At 69.2% G+C, this 23,040-nt stretch carries 22 protein-coding genes and 1 pseudogene; 5 read left to right on the top strand and 18 right to left on the bottom strand.

Annotated elements, in window-relative coordinates:
- The 5 genes and pseudogenes from ABVF28_RS15015 to ABVF28_RS14995 all read right to left on the bottom strand — a co-directional run.
- Positions 1-196: pseudogene (locus ABVF28_RS15015) on the bottom strand (sugar phosphate isomerase/epimerase); the annotation flags it as partial.
- Positions 197-199: 3 nt separating this feature from the next.
- Positions 200-1,432 carry a Gfo/Idh/MocA family protein gene (locus ABVF28_RS15010; protein WP_371031108.1) on the bottom strand — a complete coding sequence of 411 codons (1,233 nt, stop codon included), beginning with the start codon at positions 1,430-1,432 and terminating at the stop codon, positions 200-202.
- An 87-nt stretch (positions 1,433-1,519) separates the two neighbouring features.
- The gene (locus tag ABVF28_RS15005) at positions 1,520-2,593 is read right to left on the bottom strand and encodes a substrate-binding domain-containing protein (protein WP_371031107.1); all 1,074 of its coding nucleotides are present in this window, start codon (positions 2,591-2,593) and stop codon (positions 1,520-1,522) included.
- A 102-nt stretch (positions 2,594-2,695) separates the two neighbouring features.
- Entirely contained in the window at positions 2,696-3,790 is a 1,095-nt protein-coding gene (locus ABVF28_RS15000) for an ABC transporter permease (RefSeq protein ID WP_371031106.1), read from the bottom strand.
- Complete coding sequence (locus tag ABVF28_RS14995; protein ID WP_371031105.1) at positions 3,787-5,316, bottom strand: sugar ABC transporter ATP-binding protein; 1,530 nt, start codon at positions 5,314-5,316, stop codon at positions 3,787-3,789. The genes ABVF28_RS15000 and ABVF28_RS14995 overlap by 4 nt, the downstream gene beginning before the upstream one ends.
- A 174-nt stretch (positions 5,317-5,490) precedes the next feature.
- Between ABVF28_RS14995 and ABVF28_RS14990 the strand changes: the two genes are divergently transcribed.
- Positions 5,491-6,678, top strand: a complete 1,188-nt coding sequence (locus ABVF28_RS14990; RefSeq protein ID WP_179555910.1) for an ROK family protein — start codon at positions 5,491-5,493, stop codon at positions 6,676-6,678.
- A 21-nt stretch (positions 6,679-6,699) separates the two neighbouring features.
- Here the strand turns inward: ABVF28_RS14990 and ABVF28_RS14985 are convergent, their stop codons facing one another.
- From ABVF28_RS14985 to ABVF28_RS14930, 12 genes are all read right to left on the bottom strand, one after another.
- On the bottom strand, positions 6,700-7,263 hold the full coding sequence (locus ABVF28_RS14985; protein ID WP_371031104.1) for a pyridoxamine 5'-phosphate oxidase family protein: 564 nt from the start codon (positions 7,261-7,263) through the stop codon (positions 6,700-6,702).
- On the bottom strand, positions 7,260-8,054 hold the full coding sequence (locus tag ABVF28_RS14980) for an SDR family NAD(P)-dependent oxidoreductase (RefSeq protein WP_371031103.1): 795 nt from the start codon (positions 8,052-8,054) through the stop codon (positions 7,260-7,262). Before ABVF28_RS14980 ends, ABVF28_RS14985 begins: the two co-directional genes overlap by 4 nt.
- Positions 8,055-8,095: 41 nt before the next feature.
- A complete protein-coding gene (locus ABVF28_RS14975; protein WP_371031102.1) occupies positions 8,096-9,658 on the bottom strand; it encodes a CHAD domain-containing protein in 1,563 nt (520 codons plus the stop codon).
- 48 nt (positions 9,659-9,706) lie between these two features.
- Positions 9,707-10,114 (bottom strand): DoxX family protein, encoded by a 408-nt coding sequence (locus tag ABVF28_RS14970; RefSeq protein ID WP_371031101.1) that lies wholly within the window; start codon positions 10,112-10,114, stop codon positions 9,707-9,709.
- Positions 10,115-10,192: 78 nt separating this feature from the next.
- A complete protein-coding gene (locus tag ABVF28_RS14965; RefSeq protein WP_308807258.1) occupies positions 10,193-10,996 on the bottom strand; it encodes an alpha/beta hydrolase in 804 nt (267 codons plus the stop codon).
- Between the two features lie 73 nt (positions 10,997-11,069).
- Positions 11,070-12,356 (bottom strand): adenylosuccinate synthase, encoded by a 1,287-nt coding sequence (locus ABVF28_RS14960; protein ID WP_371031100.1) that lies wholly within the window; start codon positions 12,354-12,356, stop codon positions 11,070-11,072.
- Positions 12,357-12,502: 146 nt separating this feature from the next.
- Positions 12,503-12,940, bottom strand: a complete 438-nt coding sequence (locus tag ABVF28_RS14955) for a DUF3151 domain-containing protein (RefSeq protein ID WP_179555904.1) — start codon at positions 12,938-12,940, stop codon at positions 12,503-12,505.
- Positions 12,941-13,032: 92 nt separating this feature from the next.
- Positions 13,033-13,476, bottom strand: a complete 444-nt coding sequence (locus ABVF28_RS14950; protein ID WP_371031099.1) for a PaaI family thioesterase — start codon at positions 13,474-13,476, stop codon at positions 13,033-13,035.
- Positions 13,477-13,607: 131 nt separating this feature from the next.
- Complete coding sequence (locus ABVF28_RS14945) at positions 13,608-13,793, bottom strand: hypothetical protein (protein WP_371031098.1); 186 nt, start codon at positions 13,791-13,793, stop codon at positions 13,608-13,610.
- A gap of 77 nt (positions 13,794-13,870) precedes the next feature.
- Positions 13,871-14,434 (bottom strand): MarR family winged helix-turn-helix transcriptional regulator, encoded by a 564-nt coding sequence (locus ABVF28_RS14940; RefSeq protein ID WP_371031097.1) that lies wholly within the window; start codon positions 14,432-14,434, stop codon positions 13,871-13,873.
- Positions 14,435-14,599: 165 nt separating this feature from the next.
- The gene (locus ABVF28_RS14935) at positions 14,600-15,025 is read right to left on the bottom strand and encodes a hypothetical protein (protein ID WP_371031096.1); all 426 of its coding nucleotides are present in this window, start codon (positions 15,023-15,025) and stop codon (positions 14,600-14,602) included.
- A complete protein-coding gene (locus ABVF28_RS14930) occupies positions 15,022-16,644 on the bottom strand; it encodes an AAA family ATPase (RefSeq protein ID WP_371031095.1) in 1,623 nt (540 codons plus the stop codon). The genes ABVF28_RS14935 and ABVF28_RS14930 overlap by 4 nt, the downstream gene beginning before the upstream one ends.
- A gap of 223 nt (positions 16,645-16,867) precedes the next feature.
- Between ABVF28_RS14930 and ABVF28_RS14925 the strand changes: the two genes are divergently transcribed.
- Positions 16,868-18,238 carry an NAD-dependent succinate-semialdehyde dehydrogenase gene (locus ABVF28_RS14925; protein WP_371031094.1) on the top strand — a complete coding sequence of 457 codons (1,371 nt, stop codon included), beginning with the start codon at positions 16,868-16,870 and terminating at the stop codon, positions 18,236-18,238.
- Between the two features lie 103 nt (positions 18,239-18,341).
- Positions 18,342-19,508 carry an AAA family ATPase gene (locus ABVF28_RS14920; RefSeq protein ID WP_371031093.1) on the top strand — a complete coding sequence of 389 codons (1,167 nt, stop codon included), beginning with the start codon at positions 18,342-18,344 and terminating at the stop codon, positions 19,506-19,508.
- Positions 19,509-19,526: 18 nt separating this feature from the next.
- On the opposite strand, the gene ABVF28_RS14915 is transcribed toward ABVF28_RS14920, so the two are convergent.
- Complete coding sequence (locus ABVF28_RS14915; protein WP_104310305.1) at positions 19,527-21,161, bottom strand: bifunctional 3'-5' exonuclease/DNA polymerase; 1,635 nt, start codon at positions 21,159-21,161, stop codon at positions 19,527-19,529.
- A gap of 107 nt (positions 21,162-21,268) precedes the next feature.
- On the opposite strand from ABVF28_RS14915, the gene ABVF28_RS14910 reads away from it, so the two are divergent.
- Both ABVF28_RS14910 and ABVF28_RS14905 read left to right on the top strand, forming a co-directional pair.
- Positions 21,269-21,916: an SRPBCC domain-containing protein gene (locus ABVF28_RS14910; protein WP_371031092.1), complete on the top strand. Its 648-nt coding sequence runs from the start codon at positions 21,269-21,271 to the stop codon at positions 21,914-21,916.
- A 74-nt stretch (positions 21,917-21,990) separates the two neighbouring features.
- A complete protein-coding gene (locus ABVF28_RS14905; protein WP_371031091.1) occupies positions 21,991-23,004 on the top strand; it encodes an LLM class flavin-dependent oxidoreductase in 1,014 nt (337 codons plus the stop codon).
- Positions 23,005-23,040: the final 36 nt, after the last annotated feature.

Raw genomic sequence — 23,040 nt, 5'->3', positions numbered from 1 at the left:
CCTGCAGACCATTGCGCTCGAGAATGTCGAGCCGCCCCTGGACATACTCGGCGTCATCCCACCGCCACGGATCCAGGTGATCACCCCAGCAGGCGATCTCCAGACCGTCATACCCCCACTCCCCCGCAAGCCGCGCAACCTCCTCGAACGGCAGATCGGCCCACTGACCGGTGAACAACGTGACAGGACGAGACATGCGCTAGCTCCTCTGGAGTTCTGGTTCGACGGGTGTCGGTGCTGAGGTGGCAGACACGGGGATCGCGACCCACGAGCTGCCGTTCGCCGAGCTCTCCTCGACGGCCGCGAGCACTCGCTGCACGGCGAGGCCGTCCGCGAATGAAGGCGCTGGGGCCCGGTCGGCAGCGATGTCCTCGACGAGCTCGACAGCCTGGTGCGTGAAGGCGTGCTCATAGCCGAGGCCGTGGCCGGCGGGCCACCAGGCCTTGATGAAGGGATGGTGGTCGGGTTCGGTGACGATGATGCGCGTGTAGCCGGCGGTCGTCTGGTCGCCGGTCGCGTCGAAGTACTCGAGCACGTTCATGTCCTCGAAGTCGAAGGCGAGCGAGCCCTTGGTGCCGTTGATCTCGAGGCGGATGGCGTTCTTCCGTCCGTACGCGAAGCGCGTCGCCTCGAACACGGCGATCGCTCCGCGCTGCAGGCGTCCGAAGAAGACCGCGGCGTCGTCGACGGTGACCGGCCCCCACTCGCTGCCGCCGGTTCCGGAGAGTCCCGCGAACTCGTCGGCGATGGGTCGCTCCTTCACGAACGTCTCCACGAGCCCGGAGACGCCGCTGAGCTGCTGTCCCGTGATGAAGTGGGTGAGGTCGACGATGTGCGCGCCGATATCGCCGAGGGCTCCGGAGCCGGCCTTCTCCTTGTCGAGGCGCCACGACAGCGGCGCGTTCTCGTCGGCGAGCCAGTCCTGCAGGTACTGCGCCCGCACCTGCCGGATGTCACCGATGCGGCCGTCCGCGACGAGCTGCTGCGCGAGGCGGATCGCCGGCACTCGGCGGTACGTGAAGCCGACCATGGCACGCACGCCGCGTGCCTCCGCGGCGATGGCCGCCGCGTTCATCCGCTCAGCCTCTTCGACCGTGTTGGCGAGCGGCTTCTCGCACAGCACGTGCTTGCCAGCCTCGAGGGCTGCGATCGCGATCTCCGCGTGCGTGTCGCCGGGCGAGCAGATGTCGACGAGCTGCACGTCGTCGCGTGTCAGCAGCTCACGCCAGTCGGTGGTGCTCGACGCCCAGCCGAGCTTGTCGGCTGCCTTGGCCGCTTTCTCGGCGTTGCGACCCGCGACGACACGCATCCGAGGTGCGAGCGGCAGGTCGAAGAACCGGGGCGCGTTGCGCCAGGCCTGCGAGTGTGCGGCACCCATGAAGGCGTAGCCGACCATCCCGATGCCCAGTTCCGGCTGTGCGTCTTGACTCATTGTTCACTCTTTCGTTCAGGAGGCCGACGCGGGGTGGAGTCAGAGAGGAGGAGAACTCCACCCCGCGTGGACAGTGTGGGCGTCTGGTTACGACTCGAACGCCGCGTCGATGTACTCGTCGACGTTCTCGCTCGTCACGACGGGCGCGTAGAGCTGCACGAGGCGCGGAACGCTCTGCGACGTGAGGTCGCCGAGCGAGCGATCGTGCGCGATGAGGCGGGCCAGCTTGATGCCGTCGGCCGCCTGCGTCGACGGGTAGACGACGGTCGCCTGGACGACACTGTCACCCTCCTGGATCTCGCGCATCACGTTCGCCGAGCCCGCGCCTCCGACGAGGAAGAACTCGTCGCGATTGGCGTTCTCGATGGCCGAGAGGACACCGACACCCTGGTCGTCGTCGTGGTTCCACATCGCGTCGATCTTCGGAGCGGCCTGGAGGAGGTTCGTGGCCGCCTGCTCGCCGCCCTGCACGGTGAAGTCAGCCGCGACACGGTTCGAGACCTCGAGACCGCAGTCGCCGAGTGCATCCGCGAAGCCCTGGCTGCGCTCCTGGGTGAGCGGCAGCGAGTCGATGCCGGCGATCTCAGCGACCACGGCATCCGGCTTGTCGGCGAGCTGCTCGCACATGTACGTGCCGGCGCTGACGCCCATGCCGTAGTTGTCGCCGAGCACCGTGGTGCGGGCGGCGAACGGGCTCGTGAACTCGCGGTCGACGTTGATGACCGGGATGCCGGCCTCCATCGCCTTCGTCGCGACCTCGGTGAGGGCGGCGCCGTCGAAGGGCAGCAGCACGATGGCGTCGACGCCGTCGTTGATGAAGCCCTCGATCTGGCTGATCTGCAGGTTCACGTCGTTCGTGCCCTCTGCGACGCGCAGCTCGACGTCTTCGTACTTCGCCGCCTCCGCCTCAGCGGCCGAGGTGATGGCGCCCATCCAGCCGTGGTCGGCCGCGGGGGCCGAGAAGCCGATGACCAGCGGCTCGCCCGCCGCGTCGTTGTCCGATGCCGTGGCGTTGCCACCAGCTGGGGCCTCGCCCTCCGCCGCCGGCGGGGTGTTCGAGAGGCAGCCGGTGAGCAGCAGCAGCGCCGAAGCGGCCGTTGCGCCTGCTGCGAGGATCCGGCGCTTTCGGGAAGCTGTCTTCCTGAAGGAACTCGTGGACATGGGGATCTCCTTTGATGCTGCCCTGGTGATGGGGATTGGGTCTGCTGAGGTTTGGTGAGGTTGGTCAGATTCGGGATGCAGGGCTCGCGCCCGTCGCGGAGGCTAGGACGTCTTGGCCCGCGACGAGAAGCGCTGCTGGAGCAGGACGGCGATCACGATGATCGCGCCCTTGGCGATGGCCTGGACGGAGCTGTCGAGGTTCGCCTGGATGAAGATGTTCGTGAGGGTGGCGAAGATGAGGACGCCGAGGACGGTGCCGACGATCGTGCCACGGCCGCCGACGAGGAGGGTGCCGCCGACGACGACCGCCGCGATCGCGTCCAGCTCGTAGAGCATGCCGTTGGTGGAGGAGCCCGCCGTCGTGCGGGCGAGCATCATGATGGACGCGATGCCAGCGGTGAGACCCACCAGCGCGTAGAGGTACATCGTGTGGCGCTTCACCTTGATGCCGGCGAGGCGCGCAGCCTCGGGGTTGCCGCCCACGGCGACCGTGCGGCGGCCGAAGGTGGTGCGGTTCAGGAGGAACCAGCCGCCGATGGCGACGAGCACGAAGATCCACACGATGACGGGGATGCCGAGGAGGTCGCCACGGAACGTCTCGAGGAACGAGTCGACGTTGACGATCTGCGTGCGGCGGCCCGCGATGAGCTCGGCGAACCCTCGGGCGGCGACCATCATGGCGAGCGTGGCGATGAACGCGACGACCTTGCCGTAGGCGATGAGGACGCCGTTGACGACGCCGGCGCCGAGGCCGACGAGCAGCGAGGTGAGCACGATGACCCACCATCCCCAGGCTTCGGCGTAGGCCTGCGTGGAGAGCGTCGTCGCCCAGACCGACGCGAGCCCGAGCACCGAGCCCACCGACAGGTCGATGCCGCCCGCCGTGATGACGAAGGTCATGCCGATGGAGAGGACGCCGATGATGGAGGCCTGGCTCAGCACGACCATGAGGTTGTCGACGCTCGCGAAGCGCTCTCCCGCCGAGACGGTGCCCGCGATGCAGAGCACGACGAGTGCCAGGATGAGGCCGAAGTTGCGGGCAGAGCTGCCTCGGAAGAAGCCGCCGCGCTTGGCGTTGTCGCTCGCCACCTCGTGCTCGACCCGGAGGCTCTCGTCGACCGCCGGGGCAGCGATCGCTCCGTCATCGTACGGGGAGCCGCCATTCGGGGCAGGGGACTGGGGAGTCTGAGTGCTCATGCTGCGCTGCTTTCCATAACCATGTCGAGTACTGCGTGCTCATCGAGAGCGGATGCTGGGCCCTGGTGGACGACCTGTCCTTCGGAGACGACGAGCACCCGGTCGGCGAGGCCGAGGACTTCCGGGATCTCGCTGGAGACGACGACAACCGCCGCCCCTTCGTCGGCGAGCTTGCGGATGAGGGCGTAGATCTCAGCCCTGGCCCCCACATCGACACCTCGCGTCGGCTCGTCGAGCAGCAGCACGCGGCAGCCGTGCACGAGCCAGCGGGCGAGCATCGCCTTCTGCTGGTTGCCGCCGGACAGCGTGCGGATATCGCGCTCGACGCCGGCGGGCCGCAGGTCGAGGTACTCGGCCTGCTCTTTCGCCGCGCGGCGCTCGTCGCTCTCCTTCAGCCAGGAGAACGAGGCGAAGCGCTGGAAGGTCGAGAGGGTGATGTTGCGGTAGACGGGCTCGTCGAGCAGGAGCCCCTGGCTCTTGCGCTCCTCGGGGGCGAGGCCGATGCCCGCGTTCACCGCGGCGGTGACGGAGCCCGGCTTGAGCGTCTTTCCCTCCACTGCGACCGTGCCGCCCGTCGCTTTGCGAGCCCCGTAGATGGTCTCCATGATCTCGCTGCGCCCGGCCCCGACGAGCCCCGCGAAGCCCACGATCTCGCCGGCCGAGACCGTGAAGGAGACGTCCGAGAAGGTGTCTGCGAGTGCAAGGTCCCGCACGTCGAGCAACACGGGTGCATCCGCCGGCAGCTCGGGCGACTCCGGGAACAGGTACTCGACCTTGCGGCCGGTCATGAGGGTGATGAGCTCGGAGGTCGGCGTCTCGCTGACCGGCAGGTTCTGCGCGACCGTGCGGCCGTCCTTGAGCACCGTGATGCGGTCGCCGATCGTGCGGATCTCCTCCAGACGGTGCGATATGTAGATGATCGCGACGCCCGCCCTCGTGAGCTCCTCGACGACCCGGAAGAGATTCGCGACCTCCTCGGAGTCGAGCACCGCGGAGGGCTCGTCCATGACGATGATGCGCGCGTCGTGCGAGAGCGCCCGGGCCATGGAGACGATCTGCTTGCCGGCGGCGGACAGCTCGCCGACCTCGGTCGACGGCGAGATCTCCGAGTGGCCGAGGCGCGCCAGGATCTCCCTGGTGCGCTGCTTCGCCTCGGCCCGCCTCGAGACGCCGGCCGTGTCGAGCTCGTGCCCGAGGTAGACGTTCTCCGCGACCGTCAGGCCGTCGACGACGTCGAGCTCCTGGTACATCGTCGCGATGCCGAGGCCGAGGGCCGCGACGGGGTTCGGGATGGTGATGGGCTCGCCGTCGAGAAGCAGCTGCCCCTCGGTCGGCTGGTGGGCGCCGGCGAGCACCTTGATGAGGGTCGACTTGCCCGCGCCGTTCTGGCCGAGCAGGCAGTGGACTTCGCCGGGGAGCACGTCGAGGTCGACACCGTCGAGCGCCCGGGCACCGGGAAACTGCTTGACGATGCCGCGCATCTGCAGCAGGGGGGATGGACCCGAGATGGGGTCTTCGTTGACCATGTGTCGAAAGCTACGCGCACTTTTGTCGACGGTCAAGCAAAAGTCTCACGTCTGTTGCACAATTGAGATACGCCGCCACACAGAAGCGTCGCAGTCGACGTCGACTCGCCGCGGGGTAACGTGGCGAAGTCGGTTCGGTTCCCACCGGCCGCCGATTCGAGAAGGGAGACGCCGATGGTCATCGAGCAGCTGCCGAAGCCGGTGTCGCGCCAACCAGGACCTGGGGAGCTCTTCCAGATGCTGCGAGACGGGGCGCCGCGCACACGTGCTGAGCTCGCATCCGTCACCGGACAAGCCCGTTCCACGGTTGCCACTCGCATCGACATGCTCATGACGGCAGGCCTCATCGTGACGGTCGGCGAGGCCCACTCGACAGGCGGCAGGCCGCCTGCGGTCTTCGCGTTCTCCCCCGAGAGCCGGGTCGTCCTCGCCATCGATCTGGGTGCCACCCACGCGCGCATGGCCCTCACCGATCTGGCCTCGAACATCATCGCCGACTCGGAGGACAAGCTGCCCATCGACCTCGGTCCGGACACGGTGCTCGCGTGGGTCTGCGAGAAGGGCGACGAGATGCTCGCCGCCTCCGGGCGTGGGCGACGCGAGCTCGTGAGCGTCGGCGTCGGCCTCCCCGGGCCAGTGGAGTTCAGCTCGGGCCGCCCCATCAACCCGCCCATCATGCCCGGGTGGGACGACGCCGATGTCGCGGGACGCCTCGGCGCCCACTTCGACGCGCCCGTGCTCGTCGACAACGACGTCAACATCATGGCCCTCGGCGAGCACCGCAGCGAGTGGCCGGACGTCTCCGACCTGCTCTTCGTGAAGGTCGCCACCGGCATCGGATCCGGCATCATCGCCGACGGCTCCCTGCGACGCGGAGCGAGAGGAGCCGCGGGTGACATCGGCCACATCGCGGTGCCAGGAGCAGAGGACACCCCCTGCCGGTGCGGCAACCTCGGCTGCCTCGAGGCCGTCGCCGGCAGCGACGCCATCGCCCGCCGGCTTCGCAGGGAGGGCGTCGAGGTGTCCGGCAGCGCCCAGATCGTGGCGCTCGTGCGCTCGGGCGACCTCGATGCTGCGCGCGCGCTGCGTCAGGCCGGTCGCGACGTCGGCACGGTCCTCGCGGCGTGCGTCAGCATGCTCAACCCGTCCATGATCGTCATCGGCGGCAGCATCGCCGAAGCCGGTGAGCAGCTCATGGCTGGCATCCGCGAGGTCGTCTACTCGCGCTCCCTTCCGCTCGCCACGCAGCACCTGCGAGTCGTGGCCTCGCGTGCCAGAGGCGAGGCCGCCATCCTGGGGGCCAGTGCCCTCGCCATCGACCACGTGCTCTCGGCGGAGGCCATCGACGCCGCGCTCGCCTAGCGCCCCTGCCCGTCGCGCCTGCTAGGGAACAAGCCGTGTGCTGACCCAGCGGTCCGAGCGCCGCGAGTGCAAAACGCGTGCGTGCTCGACCCCGGACAGGTCGATGGCGTCGACCGCGTCAACCACGACGCGGACCCACGCGAAGCGCTCGAACGCCGCCCCGTCACCCCCACCCAGGCCGTCGGAGACGACATCGGCGAGAGACGTGGCCGGCACCAGTGGCTTGTCGTACAGCCGCTTCGACCCCTCCCCGAGCCCGTCCCAGGCCGCACGCCGCGCGTCCGCATCTCGGACGACCTCCCCAGTGCCCTCGAGACGAAGCTGCACGTCGCGATCGGGGTCGTAGAAGGTGACGGCGACCCGAGGATCCCGCCCCAGCTCCTGCACCTTCGCGGTGCGAGCATCCGTCGCGAAGGCCACCGTGCCCGCCCGCACATCGACCTCGCGCAGGATCACCGCACGGACACGAGGCTCCCCCGCCGCCCCGACCGTCCCGAGGTAGCCGAGCGTGAACGGGGTACGCGTCTCAGTCGCCGCTTCGAGCACGCCCCACAGGTCTTCGACCGTTCCGATATCGAGGCTCACGGCAGGATCGAATCCACGTAGCCGCCATCGGCGCGCAACGCCCCACCCGTCGTCGCCGAGGCGAACGGCGACGCCAGGTAGGTGACCAGGTGCGCGATCTCCTCGGGCTCGATGAGGCGCTCAAGCAGCGACTGCGGTCGGTGACGACGCATGAACTCACGCTGCGCCTCATCCCAGGGGAGCTCATCCCCGACCATCTCGGCGACGAACCCCTCGACTCCCCCCGTGTGCGTGGGGCCGGCGATGACGGCGTTGACCGTCACGCCGGTGCCCTTCACCGCCTTCGCGTACCCGCGAGACACTGCGAGGAGCGCCGTCTTGCTCATGCCGTAGTGGATCATCTCCCCGGGAATCACCACCGCTGAATCGCTCGCGATGGAGATGACCCGACCCCAGCCGCGGCCCGTCATGCCCGGCAGGTACTCGCGCATGAGGCGCGCCGCCGACAGCACGTTCACCTCGAAGTAGCGACGCCATTCGTCGTCGCTGATCTCCAGGGCCGGCGTGCTGCCGAAGATGCCCAGGTTGTTGACGAGGATGTCGATATCCGGAAACGCCGCCATGACGGTGGACGCGCCTTCCGCAGTCGCGAGGTCCGCGACCACCCCCTCGATGGTCGCGTCCGGCAGGCGACCCCGAAGCTCGGCGACCGCGTCGGCCACCCCGTCCGCACCGCGCCCGTTCACGACGACGGTGGCTCCGGCGGCGGCGAGGTCCGCGGCTATCGCCAGTCCGATGCCCTGCGTTGAACCGGTCACGAGGGCGGCGCGATTCGACAGATCGATGTTCATGGCAGCGATCCTGGCACCACCGCCTGACCGCGTCATGCAGCTCAGGTCACGTTGTCGAGCGCGTCGCGAGCGGTGTCGAGCCCCTCGCCCCGGCGACGCCGGACGCGCTCGCGCACCTCCTCGAAGACGGCGACCGTTTCCGCGACGGCGTCGCCCTGCTCGCGTTCGTGATCGGCGTCGAGGTTCTGGATGATGACGGCGAGCTCCGCGTCGAGCATCGCGGCGTCCTGGAGCTCGCCGAACGCCTGCGCGAGGTGCTTCCACTCCTTGCGCTGCTTCTTCGCCTTCGCATCCGGCAGCTCGTCGATGGCCTCGTACCCGTAGCGAACCGACTTCGCCGCCTTGCGGACGTCATGCCACCGCTCGAGCTTCCTCGGCTTCTTCCGCGCCCGCTCCGCACGCTGCTCGACCGTGACGATCGCCGCGCGGGTCAACCGCCGCATCGCGCCGAGGGCACGCCGATCGGCGTCATCCGTGAACGGCGGCGCCGTGATGAAGGAGACGAGTCGATCGTGGAGCGAATCCCAGCGGTCCGAGTCGACCTCGGCCCTGAACGACGCGAGGGCGGCGTCGTGGCGCTCCGCGAGCACCTGCTCGATGCGAGTTCGAGCTCGCTCCACGGCCTCGGGCCCCGCGTCGAGCTCCGCCAGGACCAGCTCACGAAGCACCTCGGCATCGCGGGGCGCTCCGAGCACTCCGCCAGCCCATTTCAGCTCGGTGGCAAGCTGCTTGACCGCGTCAGCTTCGAAGAGAGAGCCGAAGACCTTCAGCAGGCTGCGCAATCGACGCAGCGCGACCCGCGCCTGGTGGACCGCATCCGGGGCATCTCGCCGAGCCCCGTCCTCGTGGGCCTGGAACTCCCCGAAGCGGCCCGCGATCGCGAAGACCACGGCCTCCCCCGCTGTCGCCTGTCCCGTGGGCGCCTGCGCGGCCTCGACTCCGTCGAGCGTGCGCACGAGCTTCGACGTGTGCACGGACGGCGTCAGGCCGGCGTCGAAGAGCACCGCCTCGATCTCGTCGAAGACCCGAGTCGAGGCGCCCTCAGCCAGCTCGACCTCGAACTCCCGCCACTCCAACGTCCGCTCATCGCCGATGCGAAGGACTCTGGCACGCACGACGTCGTCGCAGATGAGGGCGGCAAGCGCGTCGTCGTCATCTCTGGTGCCTCCGGCGGACCATGCGCCGCCGCCGCGGACCTCGGTGGTCGTGCGAATCGTCATCAGCTCGACGAGCGGGAGCACGGGTCGCTCGCCGATGAGCTCGGCGAACTCGGCGCGGAGCTCAGGCGGGATGCGTCGCGGGGCGCCGACGGGCGCGTGGACCTCGATGCGCTCGTCTCCGCTTCGCGGTCGCTTCAGATGCCAGCCCTCGTCGTCCCCGCCGGTCCGGCGCCGCAGCACGCAGCGGGCGCCGAGGATGGCGAGCTCTGGGGTGTCGACGTACTCAGCGACGAGCGTCTCGGTGCTGGCTCCACCCGCGCGCAGTCCAGCGCCGAGCTTCGACAGCTCAGGTTCACCAGCCCCCTCGGGGATGTCGTACTTCCGCTCGATCTCCCGCTGCTCGGAGGGCGTCCTGACCCGCTCGCTCTGCGCTTCGATGCTCATTCGAAAAGGCTAGCGCGCTCAACTTGCGAGGAGTCGGACTCGAGCGCGTCAGCGCAGCGCGGCCTTGATCAGCGGGATCTGCAGTGGCAGGCGCGCGACGGAGATCGCGAACGCGGCGAACGAGGATGCGTTCCTCTTGCGGAGCACGCGACGCCCGAGGTCGACGCTCATCTGCATGTTCGCGGGCCAGACCGCCAGCAGCACGGCCGCGCTCGCGAGACCGGCGAGGGGTCGCGTCGAAGGATGCAGGAGCCCGGCCGCGCAGGCGAGCTCGGCAACCCCTGATGCGACGACCAGCTCGCGTCCGCGCGCTCGCAGCGGCTCCGGGATGATCGGCTCGAAGACCGCAGGCTTCACGAGGTGGATGACACCGGAGATGGCGAACGGCAGGACCACGATCCACGGGATCGACCCGTCAGGCCTGGTGGTGCGACGCGTGAGTGACGTGGGCGACATGCCCGCATCCTGCCCGCCGCGGCCGAGAGGCATCCCAGACGCCGTGCGGCGCCGTCGGCTACGTGCCGCTGAGGGCGGTCAGCTCTCCTCTGCCAGGAAGGCGAGGGCCGCCGCCCGGAAGTCACGCGAGCCGGGTGCGTTGAAGTGGTGACGCTCGGGGATCTCGAAGAAGCGAGCCTGTGGCGTCGCGGCCGAGAGCGCCTTCGACCCCTCGATGATGCCGTCGAGCGATCCTGTCGCGAACAGGACCGGCTGCTGCGGGACGCGGCCGAGGTCCGGGTCGGCCTTGCCGGAAGCGCGCATCCCCTCAGCGATCGCGAGGAGCGCACGGAGGTCGTTGCCGCCGACCCGCTCCGTCAGGGCGAGGTAGTTCTGCGTCACCGGGTCCTGCACGGGGGTGCCGTTGTCGATGAGCTCGCGTACCTGGCCGATGTCGAGGCGACCCAGTGGAACGCCGTCGGGAACCCCACCGAGGACGACCCGCGGGATGCGGTCGGCGAAGTCCTGCGCGACCTCCCAGCCGACGCGCGCACCGAGCGAGTAGCCGACGTACAGGGCGGTGTCGACGAGGTAGGCGTCGAGCACTGCTTCGACGTCCGAGGCGAGCGTGCGGATGTCGTAGTCGCGGCCCTCGTGGGGCTTGTCGCTCTGCCCGTGCCCGCGCTGGTCGAGGCCGAGCACCCGGTAGCCGGCGCGCAGCAGGTCCCGCACCCAGCCCGTCGCGACCCAGTTGTCCTTCGTGCTGGATGCGAAGCCGTGCACGACGATCACGGTCGGCGCGTCCGTGTCACCCCACGTGTAGGTGGCGATGCGGTGGCCGTCGCCGACCATCACGAACTGGGGGTCGGGTAGCACGGTCAGGGCGGCGGGAACGCTAGTCACGTCGTCGATTGTCTCAGGCCGCGAGAGCCCCGCCGCGCACGCCCGCAACGTGGCGACTCGCCGCCGGCTGACGTCAGTCGATGAGGTCGTGGATCTGGATGATCTCGTCGCGCTTCGGGCCGACGCCGATGGCGGAGATGCGGGCGCCGGAGAGACGCTCGAGCGCCTGCACGTACAACTGAGCGTTCTGGGGCAGCTCGTCGAAGGTGCGGCAGCCGGAGAGGTCTTCGGTCCATCCGTCGAAGTACTCGTAGATGGGCTTCGCGTGGTGGATGTCCGACTGCGAGACGGGCATCTCGTCGAAGCGGACGCCGTCGACGTCGTAGGCGACGCAGACGGGGATGCGCTCGATGCCGCTGAGCACGTCGAGCTTCGTCATCACGAGGTCGGTGACGCCGTTGATGCGTGCCGTGTAGCGGGCGACGGGCACGTCGTACCAGCCGGTGCGACGCGGGCGGCCCGTGGTGGTGCCGAACTCGCCGCCGCGCGTGCGGAGCAGCTCGCCCCACTCGTCGAACAGCTCGGTCGGGAAGGGGCCAGCGCCGACGCGCGTGATGTACGCCTTGACGATGCCGATGATGCGGTTGATCTGGGTCGGGCCGACGCCTGCACCCGTGGACGCGCCTCCCGCGGTCGACGAGGACGACGTCACGTACGGGTACGTGCCGTGGTCGACGTCGAGCATCGTCGCCTGGCCGCCCTCGAAGACGACGTTGCGGCCCGCGTTGAGGGCGTCGTACAGCTCGAGCGACGTGTCGCCGACCATGGGGCGGAGTCGCTCGGCGTGGACGAGGAGCGCATCCACGATCTCGTCGACCGTGATCGCGCGGCGGTTGTAGACCTTGACGAGGAGGTGGTTCTTGCCGAAGAGCGCGGCTTCGGCCTTCTGGCGGAGGATGTTCTCGTCGAAGAGGTCCTGCACGCGGATGCCGATGCGGTTGATCTTGTCGGCGTAGGCCGGGCCGATACCGCGGCCCGTCGTGCCGATCTGGCGCTTGCCGAGGAACCGCTCGGTGACCTTGTCGAGGGTCGTGTGGTACCCCGTGATGAGGTGGGCGTTCGCGGACACACGCAGCTTCGAGGTGTCGACGCCTCGTGCCTCGAGGTGGTCGATCTCGTGGAACAGCACGTCGAGGTCGATGACGACGCCGTTGCCGATGACCGGGGTCACGCCTGGCGTGAGGATGCCAGAGGGCAGCAGGTGCAGCGCGTACTTCTCGTTGCCGATCACGACCGTGTGGCCGGCGTTGTTGCCGCCGTTGAACTTCACGACGTAGTCGATGCGGTCGCCGAGGAGGTCGGTCGCCTTGCCCTTGCCCTCGTCGCCCCATTGGCCGCCGATAATCGCTACGCCTGGCATGTGTGCCCCTGTTCTCTGTCGGATCGGCGCAGCTCGCGCCTGTCGTGTGCGTGGCGTCAGCCACGCGGTCGGTATGACCGGCTCGACGGCCCCGCCCTGTTCCCTGCTGGTGTTGCCGTGACTCGAGCTGTCGCGCTGGTGGGCGCCTAGCTGGCCGCGTGCATCCGCTCGATCTCGGTGATCGCCTGAGGGTCGGCGTCGTGCAGCAGGTCGGCGAGCCGCTCTGGCTCACCTTCCTCCCCGATCTCCGCCGCGCTTCGCCGAAGCGCGTAGAACGCACGGAGGACTCCCCGGTTGGGCTCGTGCGACCACGGCACCGGGCCCTGCCCGCGCCAGCCCGCCTTGCGGAGGGCGTCGAGGCCGCGGTGGTAGCCGACCCGCGCATACGCGTAGGAGGCGATGGTGTTGCCGTCGGCGTGTGCCGCATCCGCGAGGGCCGCCCAGGCCAGCGAGGACGCCGGGTGCTTCTCGACGATGGCCGCGAGCGCGGCCTGGTCATGAGGCAGGTTCGAGAGGTCGTCGACGACCTCTGGCTCAGCAGCGAGGCGTGTCTCGGGGATGCCGAGGAGATTCGTTCCGGTCACGGGCCCGATTCTATCCTGTGGATGTTTCGGGGCGCGGTCGGGGCGGATTGCTGTGGAGAGCGCGCTCCGTTTGCCCAGCGGATCGCCGCGTCTCAGCTCACCGGGAAGATCGCGCAGGTGCTGGTCGCGGTGGCGAGGAGCACGTCTGTCGAGTCTCGAAGCTCCGCCTCGACGAACGCCGCGCGCGCTCCGGACTTCACGACCCGACCGCGAACGCGCACGGGCCCGGTATCCGCCGTCATGGGCCGCAGGAAGCTGACCTTGATCTCCAACGACGTGTAGGCCTGGCCTGGGCGGAGGGTCGTGTGGACAGCGGTGCCGCAGGCGGAGTCGAGCAAGGTGGCGGCGAAGCCGCCGTGCACGGTCCCGATCGGGTTGTAGTGCGTTCGGTCGGGCACCCCCTCGAAGACGACCTCGCCCGCGGCGAAGCTCACGACGGTCATGCCGAAGTGCTGGGCGATGGGAGCGATCTCCGCACCGCTGGCGAGGTGCGCCTGCAGCTGCTCGAGTCCGGTCAACGTTCTCGGGTCGGTCATGTCGCTCCTCTGCACCATCGCACCCAGGCGGATGCACACAGGGAGCCTCGCACCGATCCGTCAGTCGAACCAGCCGATTGTGCCGAACATCCAAGCGGCCGGGAGCACGCTCACGACGGTCCTGCGCCTGGCTACCAGGGCATGAAGGCGAAAAAGGACACGGCGACGCCGATCGAGATCGTGGCGCCGACGAAGCACAGGGCGAGGAGCTCACCTGGCATGACGGTCCGCTGGTAGGCATCCCAGTAGCGGTCTTCGGCACGTCGTCGAGCGTCGGCTACTGCAGTGCGGGTGAGCCTTCGTCGTTGTCTGAGCATATATGTAGCTTATTTAACTAAATAAGATCTGCTCAAGGGTTGACGCCCGCTCATGCGACGGGTATCCCGCGAGCCGCCTAGGAGGGATGCGCGACCATGACGGGAGCTGCATCCGCCACGCCGTCGGCCGTCGGGGCATCGTGAGCGGCGGGCGCTTCGACCGAGCCGACCATGCCAGAGAGGAACTTGGCGACGCCATCGAGTTCCTCGGTGCTGAGGGAGTCGACCACCGCGATCATCCGCTGGTGCATGACCCCCAACGTCTCTCGGACTTCGCGGTCAGATTCGACTGTCGGGGCGATGATCGAGGCCCGACGGTCCGTGGGGTGCGGGCGGCGCTCGACATGCCCGCTCTTCACGAGTCGGTCCACAAGGCCGGTCACCGACGCAGAGGAGATGTTGAGGCGCTGCCCCAGGTCCTTCTGCACCACGACCTTGCCGTGGCGCTGCTGCTGGAGGAGGAAGCGGAGAGCCAGGAGGTCGTTCTCGTTCATGCGCATCGACGACCGCGTCCGCGCACGCATCTTCGCCTCAGCCTCACGGTATTCACGGAGCAGGTTCAGCACGTCGACCGACGTCGCGTGCTGCCCTCCCGTCGGGTACCAGTACCCGGACGAGTGCTCGGCTGGCTTCTGCGCCATGATCCTCCTCGTGCTGGCGCACCGAACGCCAGGAAGCTAGTTCATCAAACTAGCAAAGACCGACGCGCGACCGGAAGCTAAACAGCGGCCGGCCCGCACATCGGTGTTCTCGCAGGACACCGGCCGGCCGGAGCGGCCGCGCGACGACGTCGCGGAGCAGCAGCATCAGTCGATGCAGGGGCCCTCATGATCGAAGTGGACCCCGCGCAACTGGCACGACGCCGCCTCCTGGTCGACACGGTCGATGCCCGTCTTGCCGGCGAAGTCCATCACGATGAAGTGCGACTGCGCGCCGTCGGCGAGCCCCTCGGTGAACTCGGTCGCCGCGTCTCGCGTCGCGAAGCGGTAGTAGTCGGCCTGGTCCGTCGACCATGCTTCGACGCAGTCGACCTCGTCGCCGCAGGCCGACTCCGTGATCTCCGCGGGGTTGCTGGCGTAGTCCGGGCCCGTGTACTCCGCGTCGATCACCGCTTGCCTGATCGTGAGCCCGTACTGCGGGATGAGGATCGAGCATCCGCTCATGGCGAGCAGCGCGCCGACGCCGACGCACACGGCCCCGACAGATCTGCCCCAGACGGACACCGCGTTCACGCTCCGTCCGGCCGCTGCGTGTCCGGATACTCCGGCCCCGATGGCACGCTCGTCGCTCCGGGCTGGGAGCTGTCGCCCGAGGCGGGGACATCCGCGGTCCAGCCGAAGTCGGACTGGACGCCGAGCGGAACGTACGTCGTCGAGTACCGTGCCGGCCCCGTCCCCTCGAACAGCGCAGCCCGCGCCTGAGCCGCTGCGGCTGACATCCCACCTTCGTCGTCACTGCCGTCGCCGATTTCGTCAGGCTCGCCGCCGTCGCCGAGGAGCCGACGCGTGAGGGCGGACTGCGCCGACATGAGCTCGTCGAGTTCGTGGAGCAGGATGTCGTCGTCGACCTCGACGCCCTTCCTCGCCGCCGTGAGCACTGCCCGCCGGACCAGCTCCTTCGAGAACGAGCCGGTGGTCTGCTCGGCGCGTTGCGCCGCCTCAGCCAGCGCCGCCTCGCTGAACGGCAGCCCCGCCGCGTACTTCTCGAGCAGGCGGAAGCGCTCCGGCCTGCCGGGCAGCGCGATCTCCACGGCGAGGTCGACGCGACCCGGCCGGGAGACGAGAGCACGCTCGAGCACCTGCACGCGGTTCGTCGTCATGATGAACGCGACGTCGGCGTCGCCGTCCAGCCCGTCAAGCGCGTCAAGCACTTCGAACAGCAGCGGCTGCGGCGAGGCGTGCCGTTCCATGGCGACGAGGTCGATGTCCTCGAGCCCGACGATCGATGGTTGCAGGGTGCGGGCCAGTTCCGCGGCCGCGCTGATGTGCTGGATGCTCGACCCGGTCAACAGCACGGCGGTCACCCCCTCCGTGCGGCTGAGGAGGTGCCTGACGGTGAGCGTCTTGCCGGTCCCGGGCGGACCGTAGAGCAGCACGCCGCGCTTGAGGTGCTGGCCCGCGGCGAGCAGGACCTCGCGCTGGCGTCCGATCTCGATGACGTGCGCGACCACGGACTCGAGCACGCCGAACGGCAGGATGACATCGCCCTCGGCGACGTCCGGCCGCTCCAAGAACGTCGCACCGGCATCCATCCGGAAGTCGCTGCTCTCGAACGCCAGCACCTTGCCGCGAAGGACGCTGCGCTCGACCATGAGCGAGCGCACCTCACCGAGCAGCTCGGAGACGAGCGCCGGCTCGGCGGTGGTGAGCACCTCGAGCTGGCTCTGCGGCCGCCCCATGTCGGGACGGGATGCGCGCTGCATGATGACGACCCGCGCCCCGCGGTAGGAGAGGAGTCGGGCACCGAAGCTCACGACCTGCCTGGTGGTCTTCGGCCCGGTCGCCTTCTCGGCGAACTCGGCCGGGCCCGGCTTGAAGGGGAGGTGAGGGCTCGAGATGAGCTCGGCGAGTCCGGCGTGCGCATGGGCCGAACCGCCCGCGACACCGACGAGGCGAGCCTCCCCGCGGCCGGCGATCTCCTCGAGTGCGATGTCGGCGTCGACGATTCGGTAGCTCGCGAACTCCTCGACGACCACAGGGAGCGCCTCGGCATCCGCACCGAGGAAGTCGCTCAGCTCCTCGCCGAACGGCGTTCGCGGCACCCTCGCGTCTGGCGGCGTCTCGTTGACCCGCTCGAGGAACCGCTTGAAGGAGCGGTAGAACTGCTCATCGGCGACCTGCGTCTCGCTCATGTCATCCCCTCGCCGGCGGGCGCGTCCCGCCGATCGCGAGCCTAGGACGACGCCGCTGGAAAAGGCACGCTCGGCGCCGCTCCTCGGCGCTGACCATCCCACATCTCGTAAATGAACGAGATTCAGTTAATTCGGCGCGAACCCTGGGTTTCCAAGGCCACATCTCCTAGGCTTCACCCAATCGCGCGATGCTGCGCGCACGCATCCAATGTCTGGAGTGAGTTTGAGCACCTACGTAGTTGTGAACCCAGCGACCGGCGAGCAGGGAGAGGAATTCCCGCTCGTCACCGAGGACGGCATCGAGACTGCGCTGCAGAGCCTCGATACCGCGTACCGCACGTGGTCGAAGCCCAGCTCCGTCGCAGAGCGCGCCGCCCTCATGCGCCGTGCCGCCGAGCTGCACCGCGAGCGCCGCGAGGAGCTCGCCCAGATCATCACCCGCGAGATGGGCAAGCCCATGGAGCAGTCCTACGGCGAGGTCGACTTCAGCGCCGACATCCTGCAGTACTACGCCGACAACGCAGAGAACTTCCTGAAGGACGCTCCGATCGAGCTGCTCGGCGGCGAGGGAACCGCCCTCATCCGGCGCTCGGCCATCGGGCCCCTCCTCGGCATCATGCCCTGGAACTTCCCCTACTACCAGGTCGCCCGCTTCGCCGGCCCGAACCTCGTGCTCGGCAACCCGATCCTGTTGAAGCACGCCGGGCAGTGCCCCGAGTCGGCAACCGCGCTCGAGCAGATCTTCGCGGACGCGGGCTTCCCGACGGGCGCGTACGTCAACATCTTCGCCACCAACGAGCAGATCGCCGACATCATCGCCGACGACCGCATCCACGGCGTCTCGCTGACCGGTTCCGAGCGTGCCGGGGCGGCCGTCGCCGAGATCGCAGGGCGCAACCTCAAGAAGGTCGTGCTCGAGCTCGGAGGGTCCGACCCGTTCATCCTGCTCAGCACCGACAGCGTCGACGAGGCTGTCGAGGCCGCGGTCGCCGCCCGCCTCGACAACTCCGGCCAGGCCTGCAACGGCGCGAAGCGCATGATCGTCATCGACTCGCTCTACGACGAGTTCGCCGAGAAGTTCACGGCCGCGATGACCTCGGTGGCCCCCGTCGACCCGACGAAGGACGACGCCGAGCTCGGCCCGCTCTCCTCGGCGCCAGCCACGAAGAACCTCGCAGAGCAGGTCGAACGCGCGGTCGCTCAGGGCGCGCAGCTGCTCGGAGGCGGCGGTCACGACGGCAACTTCTTCGAGTCGACGGTGCTCGCCGGCGTCACGCCCGACAACGACGCCTACACGGAAGAGTTCTTCGGCCCCGTCGCGGCGCTCTACAAGGTCAGCAGCGAAGAGGAGGCCATCGAGCTCGCCAACGCGACCCCGTTCGGCCTCGGCTCGTACCTCTTCACGACCGACCAGGAGCAGGCACAGCGCGTTGCCGACGCCATCGAAGCCGGCATGGTCTACATCAACGGCGTCGGCCTCGACAGCCCGGAGCTGCCGTTCGGCGGCGTGAAGCGCTCGGGCTTCGGCCGCGAGCTCGGCTCGCTCGGCATCGAGGAGTTCGTCAACAAGAAGCTCATCCGCCAGGTCAAGTAGTCCTGGTCGATCGGGAGCCCCTCGGGCCGGAGCTCACCTCCGCCCGAGGGGCTCTTCCGCTCCCTCAAGCGACATTGTCGGTGGCACCTCCTAGCGTGTGAGCATGCTTGAACTCCTCGCCATCGAGAACTATCGGTCCATCAAGAGCGTCACGGTGGCACTCGAACGCCTCAACGTCATCACCGGCGCGAACGGCAGCGGCAAGTCGAACCTGTACCGGGCCCTGCGCCTGCTGCACGACATCATCCGCGAGGGCGCCCTGTCGTCGCTCGCCATGGAAGGCGGGCTGCGAGCTGCACTGCACGCGGGCAAGCGCTCCCCTGGCACGCCCGTCACCCTCAAGCTCGGCCTCCGCACCTCGACCGCCTCGTACGCGACCGACCTCGGCATGCCTCCTCACGAGCGACCCGGCTCGAGGCCCTTGCAGAACTTCGCGATCGATCTGGGCATCCCCGTCATCTCAGACTTCCCGTTCGACCCGGTCGTGAAGAGCGAGCTCGTCTGGTCGAGTGAGCTGCTGCGACCCTCCACGACCCTCGTCGAACGGCGAGGCAACCTCGTCAAGGTGCGCGACGCAAACTTCAAGCTGGTGCATGCCGAGTGGAGCGTGCGCGAGGCCGAGTCGATGCTCGCCACCCTCGCCGACCCGTCGACGGCGCCCGAGCTCTACGCACTCCGCGAGTCGGCCCGCGGCTGGCGCTTCCTGGACTACCTCCGCACCGACGCAGCAGCCCCGGCGAGGCTGCCGAGCCCCGCGACCTTCACCCCAGTGCTGCCGGATGACGGCTCGCGCCTGCCCGCGGCCCTCGCGACGGTGCAGCGGGTCGGCAACGCGAGAGCGTTCCACGCCGCTATCGATGCCGCCTTCCCCGGTTCCCGGGTGGGCATCGAGGAAGACGCGTCCGGCATGGCGCGGCTCGTCATGTCGCAGCCCGGCCTCGCAAGGCCGCTCGACGCCCGCGAGCTGTCCGACGGCACGCTGCGGATGATCCTCCTCGCCACCGCCCTGCTCTCGCCCCGCATGCCCGAGCTGCTGGTGCTCAACGAGCCAGAGGCGAGCCTCCACCCGAGCCTCCTCCCGACGCTCGCGGGCCTCATCCGCAGCGCATCCGAGCAGACGCAGGTCATCGTCGTCACGCACTCGCAGCCGCTCGTCGAGGGCCTCCGCGACGACGCGAACGTCATCGAGCTCGAGAAGGAGGCGGGCTCGACGAGCATCCGCGGCCAACTCCAGTTCGAGGGTCCGCAGTGGGTGTGGCCGAAGCGCTGAGCGCGCTCCTTCGCTCAGCTACTTCGCCTCGCCGTAGCTGTCGACGACGTGCGCCACCACGGGGAAGGTGACCTGGCTGCCCGAGAAGAGGAGTCGTCCGGCCTCGGCGGCTGCCGCGACGACCTCAGCCGCTGCACGGTCTGCCAGCTCGGCGGGCGCGTGCACCACCACCTCGTCGTGCAGGAAGTACGCCAGGTGCGGGCTGCGCTCGAGCGGCGCATCCACAACCGATCCAACTCCGAGTCGGGCCAGCCGCTGCCGGATGCCGGCCATCCAGGTGAGCGCCCACTCGGCGGCCGTGCCCTGCACGATGAAGTTGCGGGTGAAGCGTCCGAAGTCGCGCGGCGAGAACTCGGCGGGCGGCCACGGAGACGTTCGTCCGAGCCAGGTGTGCACCTGCTGTCCCCGTTCCCCAGAGCGGGCGGCCGAAGCGACGAGCGCCATCGCGTGCGGGTAGGCGCGCTCGAGGCCCGGCAACAGGATCGCGCTCTGCCCGCTCGTCGCGCCGTACATCGCGCCGAGCATCGCCACCTTCGCACTGTCGCGGTCGGGTACGACGCCCCGATCTACGAACGCGGTGTACATGTCGCGCTGCGCGCCCGCTCTTGCCATGGCCTCATCGCCGGACATGGCAGCAAGGATGCGCGGCTCGAGCTGCGCCGCATCGGCCACGATGAGCTTCCAACCCGGGTCGGCCACGACCGCGCTGCGGATCTCCTTGGGGAGCTGCATGGCCCCGCCGCCGCTGGTCGCCCAGCGTCCCGTCACGACGCCGCCCGGAACGTAGTCGGGCCGGAAGCGTCCGCCATGGATCCACTCGTCGCGCCAGGTCCATCCGTTCGCCGTGAACAAGCGGTGCAGACGCTTGTAGTGCAGGAGCGCCTCGACAACCGGATGGTCCTTGCCCCACAGCTCCCACTTGCTGGTGCTTGCCACGTCGAGCCCGGCGCGGCGCAGTGCAGCGAGCAGGTCCTTGGGAGAATCGACGTTGAGGGTCGGCTCGTCCAGCGCGGAACGCACCACCGATGCCGCGGCCTCGAGCTTCGCGGGCCTGCCGCCAGCGCCCCGCGACCCCAGCGCCTCCACGAGGACACGCTCGTGGCGCTCGATGCTGAACGGCATGCCAGCAGCCCGGAGCTCCGCCGCGACCAGGGCTCCCGCGCTCTCGACCCCGACGAGGAACGCGAGCGCACCCTTCCGGGATCCCCCGTGGTTCGCGGCCTCCAGGGCCGCGAGCTGCGCTTCGAAGAGCTCGCGGGTCGCGGCGGGCGTGCCCGGGTTCTCGGCGTCGAGGTCGAAGAGGCCCTCACCGGGCTGAGACCCGCCTCGCGCGTCCGCCACATCGAGGCTCGCATCGAGATAGCCGGCTGTGATGAGGATGCGGCCCGCGAGCCGAAGGTCGTGGCACCGGCCCACCCGCACCCCGTGGGCGAGCAGCCGGGGCACGATGTCCTGGCTGTTCCACACCCAGCGAATCGGGTCGCCTGCTGGGGCCGACCGCTCGCACTCGGACACCAGCTGCGCGAGCCCGATGGCGTCCGGGACGATCCGCACGCGAGGGGCGTGCGAGGAAGCAGCGTCGGCGGTGGGTGCGGCGTCGCGTCGATCTTCGAGCGCGAAGCCGCGCTCGAGCGACGTGACCAGGATGTGCATCCGTTCATTGTGGGGCAGACCACGGACAAGATCCGCCTCGAAGCCGCGCCCTTGCACAATTCCCCGGGTCTGCGCCATTCCACAACAACGCCAGGCACGCTGACCACATGGAAACGAAACCGGTGTCCCCCGCCGGAGCGTCGACCGAGAGCCTGGAGAACGTCACGCGCAGCGTCGCGCGAGACGGCACGAGCTACGTCGTCACGCTCGAGCGCACCTTCCCGAACTCGCCTGAAGCCGTGTGGACGTCGTGCACAACACCAGAGGGCCTCTCGCGCTGGTTCGAACCCGTCGACGGCGAGCTCGCAGAGGGCGGGAGGTACCGGCTGACCGCCAGCGGCACATCCAGCACCATCGAGCGCTGCCAGCCGCACACGGAATTCCGCGTGACGTGGGAGTACGACGGCGACGTCAGCCGCGTCCGCCTGACACTCGACCCCGCCGGACCGGGCACCCGCCTGACACTGCACCACACGGTGCCGGACAACGAGCACTGGGCTCAGTTCGGCCCGGCCGCCACCGGCATCGGCTGGGACGGCGCCCTCCTCGCCCTCACCCTCGCACTCGCTCTCGGCGACGACGGCACCGACGTGCAGGCGGCTCTCTCCACCTTCAACGACACTGCGGAGGGCAAGCGCTTCGTCGAGTGCGCGGCCGACCGCTGGTGCACCGCCCACCTCAGCGCTGGTGCTGACCCCGACGACGCACACGACTCCGCTGCCCGCACCGCCTCCTTCTACCTGGGCGACGAATAGCCACACGGGCTGCGCACGACACGCGACCGCACGCCGGTGGGAACACCTGACGGGGCTCGTGGGTTGCATTCAAGGTGACTGTTCCTCTCTCCCTCCTTGACCTCGCCCCCATCGCCCCTGACCAGACCGTCAGGGAGAGCTTCCAGGCGAGCGTCGAGCTCGCCCAGGCCGCCGAGCGATCCGGGTACCGCCGCGTCTGGTACGCCGAGCACCACAACATGCCCACGATCGCGTCGAGCGCGACGAGCGTCCTCATCGGGCACATCGCATCGCAGACCTCCACGATCCGACTCGGGGCCGGCGGCGTCATGCTGCCCAACCATTCCCCGCTGGTCATCGCCGAGCAGTTCGGCACCCTCGCGACCCTGTATCCGGACCGCATCGACCTCGGCCTCGGACGCGCCCCCGGCAGCGACCAGGCGACGTTCCGGGCCCTGCGCCGCTCCCCCGCGTCCGCGAACGAGTTCCCGCAGGACGTTCTCGAGCTGCAGGCCTTCCTCCGCGGTGAGTCGACCATCCCGGGCGTGCAGGCAGTGCCAGGTGGGGGCACGAACGTGCCCCTCTACATCCTCGGATCCAGCCTCTTCGGCGCGCAGCTCGCGGCGCAGCTCGGACTGCCGTACGCGTTCGCGTCGCACTTCGCGCCAGACCAGCTCTTCCAGGCCGTGGCCCTGTACCGCGAGCGCTTCCAGCCGTCGGAGCAACTCGAGGCACCCCACCTGATCGTGGGCGTCAACGTCGTCGCGGCACTCGACGCGGCTGAAGCGCAGGAGCAGTTCACTCGATCCAGGAGGTCCCGCCTCCGCAGCGTTCTCCTCCGAGGACCCAACTCCGACTTCACGGACGAGCAGATGGACCAGATCCTGGCGAGCCCCCAGGGGCAGCAGATCGCGAACATGATGCGTTATACGGCCGTCGGCACCGGGCCGGAGGTGCGGGACTATCTCACGGAGTTCGCCGAGACGACCGGGGCTGACGAGCTGATCATCGGACACGGCGCGCTGCAGAGCGCCGACCGCATCCGGTCGCTCGAGATCACCGCCGAGGCGATGCGCGCATCCCAGCCGCTCGAGAACGCCGACAGGTAGCCCGACCGGCGGTGAAGGGCGGCTGCGCACGGCGGT

Origin of the sequence: Pseudoclavibacter sp. JSM 162008 (genome assembly GCF_041366455.1) — a bacterium.
In the GTDB taxonomy this organism is placed as follows: domain Bacteria; phylum Actinomycetota; class Actinomycetes; order Actinomycetales; family Microbacteriaceae; genus Pseudoclavibacter.
Note: the sequence above shows the minus strand (reverse complement) of the source record. Positions and strands in the feature narration are given on the sequence as shown.

What these genes read in the sequence shown, in the direction of transcription:
- ABVF28_RS14915 (WP_104310305.1), bottom strand. Translation starts at nt 21,161, where the DNA reads ATGCACATCCTGGTCACGTCGCTCGAGCGCGGCTTCGCGCTCGAAGAT.
- ABVF28_RS14950 (WP_371031099.1), bottom strand. Translation starts at nt 13,476, where the DNA reads ATGACCGACCCGAGAACGTTGACCGGACTCGAGCAGCTGCAGGCGCAC.
- ABVF28_RS14960 (WP_371031100.1), bottom strand. Translation starts at nt 12,356, where the DNA reads ATGCCAGGCGTAGCGATTATCGGCGGCCAATGGGGCGACGAGGGCAAG.
- ABVF28_RS14920 (WP_371031093.1), top strand. Translation starts at nt 18,342, where the DNA reads ATGCTTGAACTCCTCGCCATCGAGAACTATCGGTCCATCAAGAGCGTC.
- ABVF28_RS15000 (WP_371031106.1), bottom strand. Translation starts at nt 3,790, where the DNA reads ATGAGCACTCAGACTCCCCAGTCCCCTGCCCCGAATGGCGGCTCCCCG.
- ABVF28_RS14930 (WP_371031095.1), bottom strand. Translation starts at nt 16,644, where the DNA reads ATGAGCGAGACGCAGGTCGCCGATGAGCAGTTCTACCGCTCCTTCAAG.
- ABVF28_RS15010 (WP_371031108.1), bottom strand. Translation starts at nt 1,432, where the DNA reads ATGAGTCAAGACGCACAGCCGGAACTGGGCATCGGGATGGTCGGCTAC.
- ABVF28_RS14980 (WP_371031103.1), bottom strand. Translation starts at nt 8,054, where the DNA reads ATGAACATCGATCTGTCGAATCGCGCCGCCCTCGTGACCGGTTCAACG.
- ABVF28_RS15005 (WP_371031107.1), bottom strand. Translation starts at nt 2,593, where the DNA reads ATGTCCACGAGTTCCTTCAGGAAGACAGCTTCCCGAAAGCGCCGGATC.
- ABVF28_RS14945 (WP_371031098.1), bottom strand. Translation starts at nt 13,793, where the DNA reads ATGCTCAGACAACGACGAAGGCTCACCCGCACTGCAGTAGCCGACGCT.
- ABVF28_RS14940 (WP_371031097.1), bottom strand. Translation starts at nt 14,434, where the DNA reads ATGGCGCAGAAGCCAGCCGAGCACTCGTCCGGGTACTGGTACCCGACG.
- ABVF28_RS14975 (WP_371031102.1), bottom strand. Translation starts at nt 9,658, where the DNA reads ATGAGCATCGAAGCGCAGAGCGAGCGGGTCAGGACGCCCTCCGAGCAG.
- ABVF28_RS14990 (WP_179555910.1), top strand. Translation starts at nt 5,491, where the DNA reads ATGGTCATCGAGCAGCTGCCGAAGCCGGTGTCGCGCCAACCAGGACCT.
- ABVF28_RS14995 (WP_371031105.1), bottom strand. Translation starts at nt 5,316, where the DNA reads ATGGTCAACGAAGACCCCATCTCGGGTCCATCCCCCCTGCTGCAGATG.
- ABVF28_RS14970 (WP_371031101.1), bottom strand. Translation starts at nt 10,114, where the DNA reads ATGTCGCCCACGTCACTCACGCGTCGCACCACCAGGCCTGACGGGTCG.
- ABVF28_RS14910 (WP_371031092.1), top strand. Translation starts at nt 21,269, where the DNA reads ATGGAAACGAAACCGGTGTCCCCCGCCGGAGCGTCGACCGAGAGCCTG.